Raw genomic sequence first — 15,804 nt, 5'->3', positions numbered from 1 at the left:
CATCGACAGCGGAAACGAGGTGGAAAGAATGCGGATCTTGCTGACGGGATCGTCGGGCTGGCTAGGCAGCGCCTTGGCACCGCGCCTGCGGGCCCTCGGCCATGACGTCACTGGCCTCGATCCCGTTCCGTCTTCGGAAACTCCAATCGTCGGCTCAGTCGCCGATCGCGACCTGGTCATGCAGGCGGTCGAGGAGAACCGCATCGAGGCCATCATCCACAGCGGCGCGCTGCACAAGCCCGACATCGAACGTTATCGCAACGAGGATTTCGTCGAGACGAATGTGCGCGGCACGCTCAACCTGCTCGATGCGGCCGCTGCATTCGCGGTTCAGCGCTTCGTGTTTACGTCGACGACATCGCTGATGATTTCCGAGGCCATACGCGCCGGTTTCACGGGAAGCGCGCGCAAGGCGGCATGGCTGACGGAAGACATGTCGCCGGAGCCACGCAACATCTATGGCGTCACCAAGCTTGCCGCGGAACATCTTTGTCGCCTTTACCAGCTCCAGTTCGGCCTTCCGTCGATCGTACTGCGCACCGCTCGGTTCTTTCCCGAAGCAGACGATATGGCGCACGTGATCGAACAGTCGGACGCCAACACCAAAGCCAATGAGCTTTTGTTTCGCCGGCTGACGGTGGAGGATGCTGCCGATGCCCATATCGCTGCCTTGGAGAAAGCACCGCAATTGGGCTTCGACATCTTCATCATTTCGGCACCAACACCGTTCCAGCCCGAGGATTGCGCGGCATTGATCGCCGATGCACCGTCGGTCGTCGCACGCTATTTTCCGGATTATCCGGCACTCTACGCGAAGAAAGGCTGGACGATTTTTTCGTCGATCGACCGGGTCTACGATGCGTCGCGAGCGAGGGACCGGCTGGGTTTCGTCTGCAAGACGAGCTTTGCCGATGTGCTCGCCGGGCTCGAAGCTGAAGAAGGCCTTGCCTAGAAGTACCGTCAAGCCAGGATTGCAGCGCTGGCCAGCTCCTTCGTCAGGTCGCCATAGCCGGTCGAGCGGCGCTCATAGGCGAGGCCGAGCATTTTCGCCGCCTTTTCGGCGACCTTGTCGAGTTCCGGGTCGTCGGTCTGAGCGATATAGATCAGCTTCTCGTAATTGCCGAAATAGTCCTTGATCAGCTCCGGGTGCTTGTCGAGGCCGAGCGGCTTCATGAAGAAGGCATCGAATTGCCGGCAGAGGAAGTCGGTCATGTAGAACGACATCATGTCGTCATCGGCGACTTTCGCATAGGCATCCATGCCCTGGTAGAAGGCAAAGCAATGCGGCCCGGCCATGCGCTCGACGCCATGCTTCTCGCAGACCCGATCGAGCAAGCCACCCGTGCCGCAATCGGCATAGCCGACGAAGATGTGTCTGTAGCCGTCGGTCTTGGCCTTCTCGATAGCCTTGTCCATGGCCGGCGCGATGCGGTCCGGATAGAAATGGAACTCCGCTGGCAGGCAGGTCAGGTCCAGATGGTCGAACCCGAGCTGCTCCTTGACCGCCAAAACCTCGCGCGCAATCATCCCGCAGGCGATGACGAGCAGCCTGTCGCCCTGATCGGATTGTTGTTTTCGCGCGGTAGTCATGGAACCAGTCTAATCCATCTTCGTTGCTGTCCAGCGAATTTATATGCTGAGGGAGACACCATTCATGAAATTGTTCCGCGTTGCGCCAATCGCTATTCTCGCCTGCGCCTTGGCTGTTTCGGCCTGCGCCAACACGGTGCGCGGCGTCGGTAAGGACATCAAATCCACTGCTAAGGCTGTTGACGATACCGTCAAGAAACCCTGATCCGCACGGCTCTAAACATTTGGGAATAAAAAAGCCGCACTGCAAGGCGCGGCTTTTCTCGTTGGTGCCGGACTTATTGGCTCAGGCCGAAGCGCGGACGTTGTGCTTGCGCTTCATGAAGTCCTTGGCGGTCTCGACTGCCACCGCGGCGTCGCGGCAATAGGCGTCGGCACCGACGGCTTTGCCGAATTCCTCGTTGAGCGGCGCACCGCCGACCAGCACAACATAGTCGTCGCGAATGCCCTTTTCCTTCATCGTATCGATGACGACCTTCATGTAAGGCATGGTCGTCGTCAGCAGCGCCGACATGCCGATGATGTCGGGCTGGTGCTTTTCGATGGCATCGAGATATTTTTCGACCGCATTATTGATACCGAGGTCAATGACATCGAAGCCGGCGCCTTCCATCATCATGCCGACCAGGTTCTTGCCGATATCGTGGATGTCGCCCTTGACGGTGCCGATCACCATCTTGCCCTGCTTTGGCGCGCCAGTGGCGACAAGCAGCGGACGCAGGATGAACATGCCGGCCTTCATCGCGTTGGCCGACAGCAGCACTTCGGGAACGAACAGGATGCCATCGCGGAAGTCCTCACCGACGATGCGCATGCCTTCGACCAGAGCCTCGGTCAACACCTTGTAAGGCGCCCAGCCGCGCTCGAGAAGGATATTGGTGCCTTCCTCGATTTCTTCCTTCAACCCGTCATAAAGATCGTCGTGCATCTGCTGCACCAACTCGTCGTCGGAGAGTTCCGAAAGGATGATCTCGTCGTCGGCCATTTTTTCTCAGGCTCCTTGCCGGCTACAACTATCGCGGCAGCTTAAAAATATCGCGCCAATACCTAACCCGCATGGGCCGGTTGTCCATAGCTGATTTGCGACTTCCCGCAAAACGAAAGCGACCGTAAATCTCTTGGAATTCTTGTCGATTTTGCGACAGGCGTTGGCGCTGGCGGGCCGTTTCGAATAGGGTGCATGGCTACGATCCGGCCAGAGACCGCAATATGCGGCCGCAAACGGATTTCAGGCCGGTACAAGAGCCCGGCCGGAGTAAATCAAGGCCAGAACGAAAGCCAGGGAAGAACGATTATGAGTGAGAACGCGCCGGTCGATCAGGAAGCGTCAAACGCGCGGCGCGGACGCGCTGCCAGCGGTGGCGCCGCAGCCCGACGGGCTGCACGTTCGGGCGGCGGCCCCGGCACACAGCTCACCTATATCAAGCGCAAGATCAACGTCTATGAAGTGCTGGACGAGGAAGGGCTGGCGCTGATCGAAAAGAACACCGACACGGTGCTGGAGGAGATCGGCATCATCTTCCGCGACGACGCCGAGGCGCTAAAGCTTTGGAAAGAGGCGGGCGCCGACGTCAAGGGCGAGCGGGTGCATTTCCCCAAGGGCCTCTGCCGCTCGCTGTTGAAGACCGCTCCGTCCGTCTACACCCAGCACGCTCGCAACGGCGAGCGCTCGGTGCAGATCGGCGGCAACGCGACAGTGTTCGCGCCAGTCTATGGACCGCCCTTCGTGCGCGATCTCGACGGCGTCAGGCGCTATGCGACGATCGAGGATTTCCGGAATTTCGTAAAACTCGCCTATATGGCGCCGTCGATCCACCATTCGGGCGGCACGGTTTGCGAGCCGGTCGATGTGCCGGTCAACAAACGGCATCTCGATATGGTCTACAGCCATATCAAATATTCGGACAAGCCGTTCATGGGCTCGGTGACCGCGCCCGAGCGCGCCGAAGACACGGTGGCGATGGCCAAGATCGTGTTTGGTGACGATTTCGTCGAGAACAACACGGTGCTGACCAGCCTGATCAATGCCAACTCGCCGATGGTCTTCGACGAGACCATGCTGGGAGCGCTGAAGGTCTATTCGCGCCACAATCAGGCCTGTATCGTCACGCCGTTCATCCTTGCCGGTGCGATGAGCCCGGTGACGGTCGCCGGCACGCTGACACAGGTTTTGGCCGAGGTTCTGGCCGGGGCATCGTTCACACAACTGATCCGGCCGGGTGCGCCGGTTCTGTTCGGCACCTTCGCCTCGTCGATCTCGATGCAGTCGGGCGCGCCGACTTTCGGCACGCCGGAGCCGTCGCTGGTCTCGTATGGCGCCGCACAGCTTGCCCGCAGGCTCGGCCTGCCGTTCCGCACCGGCGGTTCGCTCTGTGCTTCAAAAATCCCCGATGCGCAGGCCGCCTACGAGAGCGCCAACACGCTGAACTCGACGATCCTCGCCGGCACCAATTTCGTGCTGCATTCGGCCGGCTGGCTCGAGGGCGGTCTCGCCTCCTGCTACGAAAAGTTCATGATGGATATCGACCAGCTCGGCATGACGCAGAAGTTCTCCCAAGGCGTCGACCTGTCGGAAAACGGCCAGGCGATGGACGCCATCCGCCAGGTTGGCCCGGGCAGCCACTATCTCGGCTGCGATCACACCCAGGCGAATTTCCAGACCGCGTTCTACCGTTCCAACATTGCCGACAATAATTCTTACGAGCAATGGCTGGCCGAAGGCGAAAAAACCGCGCCGCAGCGCGCCAACGAGCTCGCCCGCCGCTGGCTGGAAAGCTACGAGGCGCCGCATCTCGATCCGGGTATCGACGACGGGCTGAAGGACTTCATTGCCAGGAAGAAGGCGTCGATGGCCGACGCCTTCACCTGAAAGGAGCCCGAATCAGGCGGGGCTAAAGTCGCCAACATCATCCACAAGGAAGTCTGGCGGAGCGCCTTCTCCGACCCAGACAAGAAGGGATGATCCTCGAGCGCAGCATGGTCGAAACCATCGCGGCGGCACTTTCCGCACACGGTCTCTTGCTTCGCGGCGGCTTCAATTTTGCAGGCGCTGAGAAGGCGCCTTCCGATCTCTCCGGCACTACCGCCAAATCCGTCCTGCTGGTGGGCCAGGCGGGTGCCGCACCTTGGCCGCACTTCATGCGCTGGCTGGAGAAACAGTCACAGCCGATCGACGATCCGCTCGACAGATGGTCGCGCGAAGTGATCGGCGCGGTGGCCGGAAGATTCGGGGCGCGCGCGGTGTCGCCGTCCGACAGGCCTTATCTGCCATTCCAGCAATGGGCGATGCGTGCGGAGGGGCTGAAGCCGTCACCGCTCGGCATTCTCATGCATCCGCAATATGGGCTCTGGCATGCCTATCGCGGCGCGCTGCTGTTCGAAGACGAAATTGCGCTCCAAGAACCCCGCGACATGATTCACCTTTGCGATACATGTCTGGAAAAACCTTGCCTGAAATCCTGTCCGGTAGAGGCTTATTCTGCGGATGGTTTTGCACATGAAACCTGTCTGGCCCATGTGCGCGGGCAAAACGGCGCGCCCTGCCGGACCGGCGGCTGCCTTGATCGCAACGCCTGTCCTTACGGCACCGACTATCGCTATCCGGCCGAAGTTCAGGCCTTTCACATGGCAGCATTCGCGCGTCTGTAGCGTCGCCGAATGCCGCACGAAATCTTGAAGCAGATCGCCTCACTACAGCTTGCGGCGACGGTCACCGCCGGTATCTATCGCACGTCGGGCCGGTCGGCATTGTCGGCTACTGCATGGGTGGAGCGCGGGCGCTGAACGCAGCGGCCAGCTATCCCGGCCGCATCGTTGCCGCGGCCAGTTTCCACGGCGGCAATCTGGCTGGTGACGCCGCCGACAGTCCGCACCGGAAGGCCGCTTCGCTCAAGGCAAGGGTTTATATCGGTACGGCCGGCACTGATCGCAGCTTTCCGCCCGCGCAAGCGGCGCGGCTGGCCGAAGCGCTGCGCGCGGCCGAGGTCGACCATGTCATCGAGAACTATGCCGGCATGGCGCACGGCTGGTGCGTGCCGGACCACAGCGCCTTCGATGCAGCCGGCGCCGAGCGCCACTGGAAGCGGCTGACGACGCTGTTCGCGGAGACGCTCGGTCAGGGCACGCCAACCGTTACGACGTGACGGCGCGCCAGAAAATTCTTTCCATCGCCCCAAGGAACAGCCATTAGCCTTCGTCCAACAGGCAATGATGGCGATGATGCTGGACGAAAGCGAAGCCTCCGACGCTGAACTGATCGGGCGGGCGAAGGGCGGAGATCGGGGTGCTTTCGGCAAGTTGCTCGAAAGGCACTACGGTTTCGTCTATCGCGCCGCCTATCGCTGGTGCGGGAAAAAGGCCGACGCCGAGGATATCGCCCAGGAAGTCTGCGTCCGGCTTGGCCGGGCGATCCGCGACTATCATGGCAGCGGCGCCTTCACGACATGGCTCTACGCCATGACGCTGAATGCGGCGCGCGACATGATGCGCAAGACCGCCCGCGAGACGGTCAAGACCGATGCCTATGGCGCCTATGTCCTGATTTCGGGGGAAATCTCGGCTGAGCCGGAGGACCCCGCCGAGGCGCTCTGGGCGGCGGTGCGCAAGCTGCCGGACAAGCAGCGCGATGCGGTGCTGCTGGTTTATGGCGAAGGGCTGAGCCATGCAGCCGCCGCCGAGGCGATGGCGATCTCGGAGACGACGGTTTCCTGGCACATCCATGAAGCGAAGAAACGGCTGAAGACGCTGATGCGTTCAGCCGGGGAAGTGTGACCATGGTCGACGACAACGAACTCAACAGACTGCGCGAGATCGCGACCCCGGCGCCGGACGCGGACGCAAAGGCGCGTGCCCTCCAGGCCGCGCTGCGCGCCTATGACATGGAAGAAAAAACTTTACCGGCCGCCCAAGGATCGGCAAGCGGGCTTCGTCTCACAGAGCGAGCACAAAGGCTCTGGAGCGAAATCATGCAAAAGAAACTCTTCGCCACGCCGGCCATCGCCGGGCTCGTTGCCCTGCCGATCGCCGGATACGCTGCCATGTACATGCTTGGGGAATCCAAATTCAGCGGGCCCGAATTCGGCGGGGACGATAAGATCACCGAGACACTGGCCGACAAGCCGGCGACCGTCAAACCGCCGGTCGTGGCCGAAGCAGACAAGCAGAAGAAGGCGGACGCCGACAGCGAAAGCCGTAACGCCGGCGAGGCGCTTGTGGCGCCGACATCGCCGCCGAAAGCGGAATCGACCGCAGTCGGCGGGTTGACCCAGCAGGACGTGCTCACCCGCAATGCTCCCGAACCGGCGCAGAGTGGCGAGTTTGTGCTGAATGGCGGCACCAGCACCGCGGCTCCGGCCGTCGATGGCGGCGCGCGGGTCGGTCGCATGCCTGGCACGGTTGCCGATTCCAAGCTGATGGCACAGCAGCCTGCCGCTGCGCCGGCCGACCAGATGCTGCCGCAAGAGGAAAACCGCGACCGCGTCGAGAATTTCAAGACCAACCCGGTGCATGCCGCACTGGAAGATCCGGTCTCGACGTTCTCTATCGATGTCGACACCGCTTCCTATTCCTTTGTGCGGCGCTCGCTGAAGGAAGGTTTTATTCCGCAAGCCGATACGGTGCGCGTCGAGGAGATGGTCAACTACTTCCCCTATGACTGGAAGGGACCGGACTCCGCCTCGGCGCCGTTCAACTCGACCGTCAGCGTGATGCCGACGCCGTGGAACGAGCACACCAAGCTGATGCATGTCGCCATCAAGGGCTTCGACGTGAAGCCGGCCGAGCAGCCCAAGGCCAATCTGGTCTTCCTGATCGATGTGTCGGGCTCGATGAACGAGCAGGACAAGCTGCCGCTCCTGCAGTCGGCCTTCCGACTGCTGGTCAACAAGCTGAGACCTGACGACACCGTCTCGATCGTCACCTATGCGGGCGATGCCGGTACCGTGCTGGAGCCCACCAAGGCTTCGGAAAAGGACAAGATCCTCGCTGCCATCGATAATCTGACATCCGGCGGCTCGACGGCAGGCGAGGCCGGCATCAAGGAAGCCTACAGGCTGGCGCAGAAATCCTTCGTCAAGGACGGCATCAATCGGGTGATGCTCGCCACCGACGGTGATTTCAATGTCGGCCAGACCGACGATGACGATCTGAAGCGGCTGATCGAAAAGGAGCGCAAGACAGGCGTATTCCTGTCGGTGTTCGGCTTCGGCCGCGACAATCTGAACGATCAGATGATGCAGACCATCGCCCAGAACGGCAATGGCACCGCTGCCTATATCGATACGTTGGCGGAGGCCGAGAAGGTACTGGTCGAGGATGCCTCCTCGACACTGTTCACCATCGCCAAGGACGTGAAGATCCAGGTCGAGTTCAACCCGAACAAGGTTTCGGAGTACCGGCTGATCGGCTACGAGACCCGCGCCTTGAATCGCGAGGATTTCAACAATGACCGGGTCGACGCCGGCGAGATCGGCTCAGGCCATTCGGTCACAGCGATCTACGAAATCACGCCTAAGGGCAGCGGCGGCGAACAGATTGATCAACTGCGCTATGGCCAGGCCTCGGTGAACAATGGCGGTGTTGCCAATGCCGACGAATATGCCTTCGTCAAGATCCGCTACAAGCTGCCGAACGAGGACACTTCGAAGCTGATCACCACGCCAGTAACGTCAGCCAACGAAGTGGCGTCGTTCGACCAGGCCAGCACCGACCAGCGTTTCTCCGTTGCGGTTGCTGCCTTCGGCCAGAAGCTGCGCGACGAGGATGCGACCGCGAAGTTCGGCTACGACAAGATCATGCAGATTGCCACCGCCGCCAGAGGAGCCGACCCGTTTGGATACCGGTCCGAGTTCCTCTCGCTTGTGCGCCTTGCCTCGGCGCTCGGCGGTAACCGGTAGTGGCAATGAGGGCCGGTTTCTTTCAGATGGGATCGTTCTGATAGGGGGAGCCGGCCTACGGGCGGGTGAGGCAGGCCGGCGAGGGAAACCTTGCCGGCCTTTTTTCCGCGGCCGCACTGCTTCGCGCGGACCGCGTCGCAGACGAAAGTGTCAGGCGCGTCCGCGGCGCCGCTCGCGGCGGGCTTCGCTAGTCTCGGCGACGTTGACCGTCGCCTGCTTGTTGCGCATAGGGCCGATGCGTTCGACGATCTGCTCGACGGTTGGGCGATCCGACTTGGTGTGCGCATCGAGCGCCTTGCGCATGGCGGCAAGGTGCTGGAACGAGGTACCGCAGCAGCCGCCGACGATCTTGGCGCCGGCATCGACGGCTAGGCGCACATAGTCGGCCATCAGCTCGGGCGTGCCCGAATAATAGATCTCGGCACCGCGAAATTCGGGAATGCCGCAATTGCCCTTTACGATCACCGTTGCTTCCGGCTTCGCCTCGGTCATGTCGAGCAGCGAAGCGAGAATGTCGGAGGCGCCGACGCCGCAATTGGCGCCGACACCGAGCGGCGTCTGCGACAGGCCATCGACGACGCCGTGAATGTCCTTTGGCAGCAACCCCATCATGGTACGCCCGGCGGTGTCGAAGGAACCGGTATAGGTATAAGGCAGGCCGACGCGGATAGCAGCTTCGGCGGCGGCACGGATTTCGTCAGGCGCCGACATGGTCTCGATCCAGGCGACTTCGGCGCCGCCGGCCTTCAGCCCTTCGATCTGTTCGGCAAAGGCCTCGACCGCCTCATCATAGGTCATGGCGCCGAGCGGCACCAGCAGCTCGCCGGTCGGGCCGACGGAGCCGGCCACGATCACCTTGCGGCCAGCCTTTTTTGCAACGGCGCTTGCGATCTCGGCGGCGCGCTTGTTCAGTGCATAGACCCGGTCCTGCGCATGATGCAGCTTGAGCCGATGGCGGGTGCCGCCAAAAGAGTTGGTCAGGATGATGTCGGCGCCGGCATCGACAAAGTTCTGGTGCAGGCTGGTGATGGTATCGGGTGCGGTCTCGTTCAAGAGCTCGGGAGCCTCGCCGGCCTCAAGGCCCATGGCGAACAGATTGGTGCCGGTGGCGCCATCGGCGAGCAGGACGCCCTTTTCGGCAAGCAGCGCGTCGATCGGATTGGTCATTGTGGAATACGCCTTCCCGGAGAATTATTGAGATAACGATATAAAGAATTCTTTATGTGACGTCAATGTCGGCGTGGGAAACAACCGGTCAAAATCGCATCTCCGCCAGCTTTCGTGTGAAGCTGGCCGCCTCATGCGCGTTGACGTCCGCGGCACGGATCAGATTGTCGAAATGGCTGGTCAGGATGCGGATCGGCTGCGTGGCGTTCAGCACCAGATACATGTCGCCGACGTAAATGGCAGCGCGATAAGGTCCGAAGATCGTGTAGGGGATCGAATAGCGCATCCGCCCGTCATAGAGAAACAGGCGGAAGGTGGGATAGAGGTCGTCGAGCAGTGTCGCCATGTGCAGGAGTTGCTGGTGGCGGTCGGCCTCCGGAAAGCGGTCCCACACGCCCAGCCCGCGCGCGAAGATCTCCAGCGTGTGGCGCGGCATACAGACTTCCATGTCGGTTTCGGGCCGTCGGTTGTAGTCGATGCGATACTGCGTTTCGCCGGCCTGTGCCTCGCGGCTCTTGTTGGCGATGACGGCTTCATAGTCGACAAGCGCCTCGGTGCGCAGAAGATCGGGAATGCCGGCCGGCACGTAGCGGATTTTCGTTCCCGCCGCCTCGGCATGCCAGCGAGCCAGCAGCGTGCGGTCGAAGCCGTCCGGCGCCTCCTCGATCTCAAGGCTCTCGCGGATTTCACCGGTGACGCCCTCGTCGTGGCTGAGGCCGAGCAGCCAGTCGAGCGAGACTTTGAATTCGGCGGCGATGTTAAGCAGCGTTTCAGCACGGGGAAGGCGGGTCGAGCCGCCGGAGAGCAGCTGCGACAGTGCCGAACGGTCGATGCCAACCGCACCGGCGAACGCTGACTGGTTCAAATCGGACCTTGTCAAGAGCATTTTCAGGCGCTCACGAAAGATCGTCGACAGGTCGCGTTTGTCCAAATCTCTACTCTCCCTGAAGTGAGCAAAAATTTGCGCCGAAGCGGTCTATATGGCGTTTCGAGCGCAAACGAATCTACGAGCTTGTTTACAACAGATAACATCTGCAGCTGAAAATGCGCAATCGCAACAGTTTGTGCGCTTTATCGCGTTGCAGCGATGCAACGCTCCTGACACAATGCTGTCAGGAATCAAATCGGGTTCCGGCGACTGGAAGGCAGTGGTCGATAGCATGACGAGCATGGGTAACAGGCGACACGGCGCAGCGGCCATCGAATGGCCGACCGTGTTTCTCGCACTTCTCTGCTACGGCGGCTGGCTCGCTGCCGGCTTTCTGCTCTGGCCATCCTACCCGCTACTGGCACTCGTCTTTCTGACCCTGATTACGGCGCTGCAATCCTCACTGATGCACGAGGTCCTGCACGGCCATCCAACCCGGAACGCGCGGCTCAACGAAGCGTTTGTGTTCCTGCCGATTGGTCTTGTCTGGCCGTTTCGCCGGTTCAAGACCATTCACCTGCGCCACCATGCAGACGAGCGCCTGACCGATCCGCTCGACGATCCCGAAAGCTATTACAAGGCGCTCTGGCAGCACGAGGGACTGCCGTCGGCGATGAAATTCCTGCTGAAGATCAACAACACAATGCTCGGCCGTTTCGTGCTGGGCCCGTGGCTGTCCTGCATAGGGTTCTTCATCGACGACGCCAGGCGGGTTGCCGCGGGCGACAAGGTCGTCCGCAAGGCCTGGCTGCTCCACGCTATCGGCCTCGCCATCGTGCTGCCCACCGTGCAGTTCGGCTTCGGCATGCCGTTGTGGCTTTACGTTCTGGTGCCGGTATGGCTGGGACAATCGCTGATTTCGATCCGCACCTACGCCGAGCACCAATGGTCGGAACATCCGGAAGGCCGCACGATCATCGTCGAGCGCTCGCCGCTGTCCTTTCTGTTCCTCAACAACAATCTGCATTTCGTCCATCATAAGAGTCCGACGGTGGCCTGGTACAGGCTGCCGAAGCTGTTTCGCGACCGCCGCGACGAGTGGCTGCGGATGAACAATGGCTACGCCTATCCGAACTATTTCGCGTTGCTCAAGGCCTATGCCTTCAAGGCGAAGGAGCCGGTCGTCCATCCCGTGCTGCGGCGCATGCCGGAACCGGGACGCGCATTCAAGCCGCGTGTCAGGGCACGCAGCCTCAATGGGCTTGGCAGCGCACCGGTACCCGCCGAGCCGCCGAAAGAGTGATTCTTGCGTTGTTGCAGGCGGTTCCGCGCGGACGACGCTTTCCTGAACTTGTCAATTTCCCCGCATAACGGTCAAATCCCCGACATGAGCGAATTCATTGCGGCTTTGCCGATGTATGACTGGCCGGAAGCGCGGGACGAGGTCGACGCGCAATGGGCGCGGTTGCGCGATACTTTCAGACAAAGAGGCATCGATGCGCCGGAGACGATCATCCGCCGCAATGGCGATTTGCCTCCAGTGCCTGGCGGTATCCGAGACGATCAGGGAAAACCCGTCGCGCCAGATCCGGCGACATTGCCGCCGGACGAGCTGGATTTTCACCGGCTCTGGCTGCACCCGGCGCTGCTCCTTGCGCAAACCTGTTGGGGACCGATGGAACTCGGCCTGTCGCAACGTGTCCAGCTCGTCGGTCAGCCGCGTTATGATGCCTTCGAGGGTGGACAGGGCGAACTCTATTCGAGCGCCATCATCATGAGAGCGGGCGAGGCACCGCAGGCAAGGTCGCCGGCCGACGGCGGTGCCGTCATTCCGCTCGATCTGCTGCGCGGCCAGCGTTTCACCTTTAACAGCTTGGATTCCATGTCGGGCATCATCGCGCCAACTCGCGACCTGCAAGCATTGGGCGAGAGTCTGGACATCTTTTCCGCGTTGAGCGAAAGCTGTGGGCACCGTGCTTCGATCGTTGCTGTTGCCGAGGGCAGGGCCGACGTCGCGGCGATCGACTGCGAGAGCTGGGCGCTGGCGCAGCGTTTCGAGCCTGCGGCCCAGAAGGTGACGGTGGTCGGCTGGACAAGGCGTCGCAAAGGCTTGCCGTTCATCACGGCAAGGACAACGCCGGAAACGATCGTCACCACGATGCGCGAGGCGATCGCAGCGCTCACATAACCGCGTCGCGTTCGGTCGGCCTCATGCGAGCACTTTAGATTCCTGTTTATGCATGTCGTTATCGCAGAACCGCTGCACACCCTCGGGTCAAGCCCGGGGGCATGCTTTTGTGGGACATGCATTAGCAGCCGCCAAGCAGCCGATTGTCGAGCGGGTAGGTCGAAAGCTTCTCGTTGCCGGTTTCGGTGATCAGGATCTGTTCCTCGATCTTGGCGCCTTCGTAGCCGCCAAGCCGACCGATATAGCTCTCGACGCACAGCACCATGCCAGGTTCGAGCACTCCGTCGGGTGTGTCGTCGGTCCAGTCGCTAGCATGCGGCAAAGTCGGGTATTCGTCGGCAAGACCGACGCCATGATAGAGCACCCCATAACGGGCGGGGAAGCAGTCCCCCGGCGGCACTGACGAGCGCTCGACGAGGTCGCGGAACGATACGCCCGGCCGCATCAGCTCCGTGTTGTTGGCGATCTGGTCGGCGGCGATTCGGAACAGGTCGCGCTGCTCCTGCGACGGCGGCGCGTCACCGCAAAGCCAAGTGCGCGAAAGGTCGGCGCAGAAGCCGTAAGGACCGATCAGGTCGGTGTCGAAGGCGACGAGCTCGCCGGCCTCGATCGTCCGCGACGAGCACTCCTGGAACCACGGATTGGTGCGCGGACCCGACGACAGGAGCCGGGTTTCGATCCATTCGCCGCCGCGCGCGATGTTTCCGCGGTGGAGTTCGGCCCACAATTCGTTCTCGGAAATCCCCGGCCTCAGCGCCTGCTCCATCTCACCCATCGCTGCCTCGCAAGCGACGATCGCGCGGCGCATGGCAAGGATCTCGTCGGGCGATTTGATCAGCCGCGCATTTTCCATCACCGCCTCGCCATTGCCGGTCGAAATGCCGAGACGGGCGAGCTCTTCGATGCCCTCGGGATTGATGTGGTCGATCGCGATACGGCGATTGCCCCCGCCGTGTTCCAATACCAGCTCGGCGATGCCGGCTGCCCAGCGGCGGACTTTTTGACCGGTCAGCTCGCCGCTGTACAGATAAGCCCACGACACTGCCGGCCGCACCTCGTCGACGACGCCGGAATGATCGGAAAGATGCTCGCAGGAGAAATAGTCGAACAGCACCACCGGGCCATCGGTGGCGACGAAACAATGCCTGGTCCGATTGTGTGCGACCCAGAGCTGCATGTTGGTCGCATCCGTCGCATAGCGGATGTTGACCGGATCGTAGAGCAAGGCTCCCGCATAGTCGCGGCGCTTCAGCTCGGCGCGGATGCGCTCGAGCCGGTATCGGCGCATGGCGGGCAGGTCAGGAGCAGCAATTCCCGCCGCCTGCCATTCGGTTTCCGCCAGCGCTCCATAGCCCAGCGCATGCTGGTTGAGTTCAGCGGCCTTCAGCCGCGATTTTTTGCGCAGCACATCGTTCGAGCCGTCCGGCTCGAACGGCATGATCTTGCGGTGATGACGGGGCCGGTCAGTCGGGTTCCTGTCCACCCTCGGCTCCTCCGCTAACGTCTTCTTTTGGCGCCGTGGCTCCTCCCACCGCCATTCTCTTCAATCTTACATAGGCGCCGGGCCGGGTGGACTTGCCGGTGCCACGCAACAGCGGAACCATCATTTGCCGCGGCTGGCCGTCCGGCTCATAGCCGGCCACTTTGAGCTGCTCCAAAATGACCGGACGCGGATCGTCGCGGTCAAGCCAGACGAGTACGGCCGGCTCCTGCATCAGCATTTCGAAATTAGGCACTTCCTGGTCAAGTGCGACCAGTTTTTCGTCGACCAGCCGCAGGTTTCCGACCCATGCACCATCAGATATTGCGGTTTTGACCGGTCCGTCCGCAGTCAGTTGGCGATAGAGGGCCGGGTAATCCACGCGGATCATCCGCGACAGACCACTGGTCCCGTTTATCTGGACGTACCAGGTGGCGGGCGCGAGGAGCACGGCGATGATCGCTCCAGCCGCGATTACCAGGAGCTGCGCATTCCTGCCGCGCGGCGTCAGCCGTTCCATAGTGGCGACGATGGCCGGCGGCAACATGAACAGGACCGGTAGCAGCCAGCGATCCTTGACCACCGTCACGCCGGTGGCCAGTACAAGTATCGCAAGCATGGCCAAGCCGAGCGCCAAGGTACGCCGCAACAGAATTTCCCGAGCCGGACCTTTCGGGTGCCACTCGGAGAAACGAAACCCGGCCAGCCCGAAAGCCAGCGCGGAGACGAGCACCGGCAAGACCGCGAAATTGAAGGTCCCCATGATAAACTTGCCGGCACCGACAAAGGCCGCCGCCATGCGCCCTCGTTGCGAGTCTATTCCGAACTTCTCGCCTCTCGACAATAAATCGGCGGGATGCATGAGGCTCCAATAGGTGGTTGGCGCCAGCACCAATATCGCGACCGCTATGCTGATGGCGAACTTCGGATCGAGGATTACGCTGCGCCATTCGCGCAGCGACAGCACTGCCGCAACAAGGGCTATCACGAGAAAGACATCATTATATTTGGCAAGAATTGCAGCCGCCGTGGCCAAGCCAAACGCCGCATAGGCGACCATGCTTCGCCGCTCGAGAAGATAGGCCATGGCAAGCAGGAGCAGCGAGCAGAAGGCGACGACGGCGACGGAATGCGACAAGGCGCGCTGCGATTCCCAGACGATCTGCGGGATCGTAAACAGACCGAACATGGCCGCCGCCGCTGTCGCTTTGGTGTAGCCGAACCGCCGCATGGCGGCGAACACGCTGCAGGCGGCGAGGAACAGCACGGAGTATTTGACGAGCTTCAGCGTGAAGATACTGGTGCCGAAAACATGCGCGGCCAGCCAGTTGATCCAGGTGTAGAGGGGTGGTTGCGAGCCGCCATATCCAGCCCAGAGATACGGTATATAGATCAGCTGCTCCGCATCATCGATGCCGACGCCGGTTCCCGCCCAAGAGCTCAACAGGGACAGTATGATGGTCTGCAAGGCGAAGTAAGCCGCGACCATGACAATCGCCGCCGGGAACGGGCCGATCCGTCCCTCGGCCAGCCACTCGGCCCATCTCAGATTGTACTTCAATGAAATCTCATCGCCCTTGCCAGCAGAGTGTTGCCGGCTGCGCTAGCATGAAGAGCA

Annotated in this window: 14 protein-coding genes and 1 pseudogene; 9 read left to right on the top strand and 6 right to left on the bottom strand. The window is 61.5% G+C overall.

Annotated features, from left to right (window positions below):
* Positions 1-28: 28 nt before the first annotated feature.
* Entirely contained in the window at positions 29-952 is a 924-nt protein-coding gene (locus NKH83_RS13770; protein WP_352805160.1) for an NAD-dependent epimerase/dehydratase family protein, read from the top strand.
* A gap of 8 nt (positions 953-960) precedes the next feature.
* Here the strand turns inward: NKH83_RS13770 and NKH83_RS13765 are convergent, their stop codons facing one another.
* Positions 961-1,590 carry a DUF1638 domain-containing protein gene (locus NKH83_RS13765; RefSeq protein ID WP_352805157.1) on the bottom strand — a complete coding sequence of 210 codons (630 nt, stop codon included), beginning with the start codon at positions 1,588-1,590 and terminating at the stop codon, positions 961-963.
* A gap of 64 nt (positions 1,591-1,654) precedes the next feature.
* Here NKH83_RS13765 and NKH83_RS13760 point away from each other — a divergent pair, with 64 nt between their 5' ends.
* Entirely contained in the window at positions 1,655-1,795 is a 141-nt protein-coding gene (locus NKH83_RS13760) for an entericidin A/B family lipoprotein (RefSeq protein ID WP_023676507.1), read from the top strand.
* Between the two features lie 81 nt (positions 1,796-1,876).
* Here the strand turns inward: NKH83_RS13760 and NKH83_RS13755 are convergent, their stop codons facing one another.
* On the bottom strand, positions 1,877-2,575 hold the full coding sequence (locus NKH83_RS13755) for a cobalamin B12-binding domain-containing protein (protein WP_023676506.1): 699 nt from the start codon (positions 2,573-2,575) through the stop codon (positions 1,877-1,879).
* Between the two features lie 309 nt (positions 2,576-2,884).
* On the opposite strand from NKH83_RS13755, the gene NKH83_RS13750 reads away from it, so the two are divergent.
* From NKH83_RS13750 to NKH83_RS13730, 5 genes and pseudogenes are all read left to right on the top strand, one after another.
* Positions 2,885-4,459: a trimethylamine methyltransferase family protein gene (locus NKH83_RS13750; RefSeq protein ID WP_352477608.1), complete on the top strand. Its 1,575-nt coding sequence runs from the start codon at positions 2,885-2,887 to the stop codon at positions 4,457-4,459.
* A gap of 107 nt (positions 4,460-4,566) precedes the next feature.
* Positions 4,567-5,238 carry a hypothetical protein gene (locus NKH83_RS13745; protein ID WP_352805153.1) on the top strand — a complete coding sequence of 224 codons (672 nt, stop codon included), beginning with the start codon at positions 4,567-4,569 and terminating at the stop codon, positions 5,236-5,238.
* Positions 5,239-5,324: 86 nt separating this feature from the next.
* Positions 5,325-5,732 (top strand): annotated as a pseudogene (locus NKH83_RS13740) (dienelactone hydrolase family protein); the annotation flags it as partial.
* 67 nt (positions 5,733-5,799) lie between these two features.
* Entirely contained in the window at positions 5,800-6,360 is a 561-nt protein-coding gene (locus NKH83_RS13735) for an RNA polymerase sigma factor (protein ID WP_254818176.1), read from the top strand.
* Positions 6,361-6,362: 2 nt separating this feature from the next.
* A complete protein-coding gene (locus tag NKH83_RS13730) occupies positions 6,363-8,483 on the top strand; it encodes a vWA domain-containing protein (RefSeq protein ID WP_352805150.1) in 2,121 nt (706 codons plus the stop codon).
* A 150-nt stretch (positions 8,484-8,633) separates the two neighbouring features.
* On the opposite strand, the gene bmt is transcribed toward NKH83_RS13730, so the two are convergent.
* Together bmt and NKH83_RS13720 are read right to left on the bottom strand one after the other, a co-directional pair.
* The gene (gene bmt, locus NKH83_RS13725) at positions 8,634-9,650 is read right to left on the bottom strand and encodes a betaine--homocysteine S-methyltransferase (RefSeq protein WP_292654777.1); all 1,017 of its coding nucleotides are present in this window, start codon (positions 9,648-9,650) and stop codon (positions 8,634-8,636) included.
* Between the two features lie 88 nt (positions 9,651-9,738).
* Positions 9,739-10,581, bottom strand: a complete 843-nt coding sequence (locus NKH83_RS13720) for a helix-turn-helix domain-containing protein (RefSeq protein ID WP_254818179.1) — start codon at positions 10,579-10,581, stop codon at positions 9,739-9,741.
* Positions 10,582-10,810: 229 nt separating this feature from the next.
* Here NKH83_RS13720 and NKH83_RS13715 point away from each other — a divergent pair, with 229 nt between their 5' ends.
* Together NKH83_RS13715 and NKH83_RS13710 are read left to right on the top strand one after the other, a co-directional pair.
* On the top strand, positions 10,811-11,821 hold the full coding sequence (locus tag NKH83_RS13715; protein ID WP_352805290.1) for a fatty acid desaturase: 1,011 nt from the start codon (positions 10,811-10,813) through the stop codon (positions 11,819-11,821).
* Positions 11,822-11,905: 84 nt separating this feature from the next.
* Complete coding sequence (locus NKH83_RS13710) at positions 11,906-12,706, top strand: phosphate/phosphite/phosphonate ABC transporter substrate-binding protein (RefSeq protein WP_352646897.1); 801 nt, start codon at positions 11,906-11,908, stop codon at positions 12,704-12,706.
* A gap of 121 nt (positions 12,707-12,827) precedes the next feature.
* Here the strand turns inward: NKH83_RS13710 and NKH83_RS13705 are convergent, their stop codons facing one another.
* Both NKH83_RS13705 and NKH83_RS13700 read right to left on the bottom strand, forming a co-directional pair.
* Positions 12,828-14,144: a M24 family metallopeptidase gene (locus NKH83_RS13705; protein ID WP_352805288.1), complete on the bottom strand. Its 1,317-nt coding sequence runs from the start codon at positions 14,142-14,144 to the stop codon at positions 12,828-12,830.
* Positions 14,145-14,169: 25 nt separating this feature from the next.
* Positions 14,170-15,747, bottom strand: coding sequence for an ArnT family glycosyltransferase (locus NKH83_RS13700; RefSeq protein ID WP_352805146.1), 1,578 nt, complete (start codon positions 15,745-15,747; stop codon positions 14,170-14,172).
* Between the last annotated feature and the right edge of the window lie 57 nt (positions 15,748-15,804).

It is taken from the genome of Mesorhizobium sp. M0909, assembly GCF_040319515.1.
Classification (GTDB): Bacteria; Pseudomonadota; Alphaproteobacteria; order Rhizobiales; family Rhizobiaceae; genus Mesorhizobium.
The sequence above is the reverse complement of the archived record's forward strand: the minus strand, read 5'-3'. Positions and strand labels throughout refer to the sequence as shown.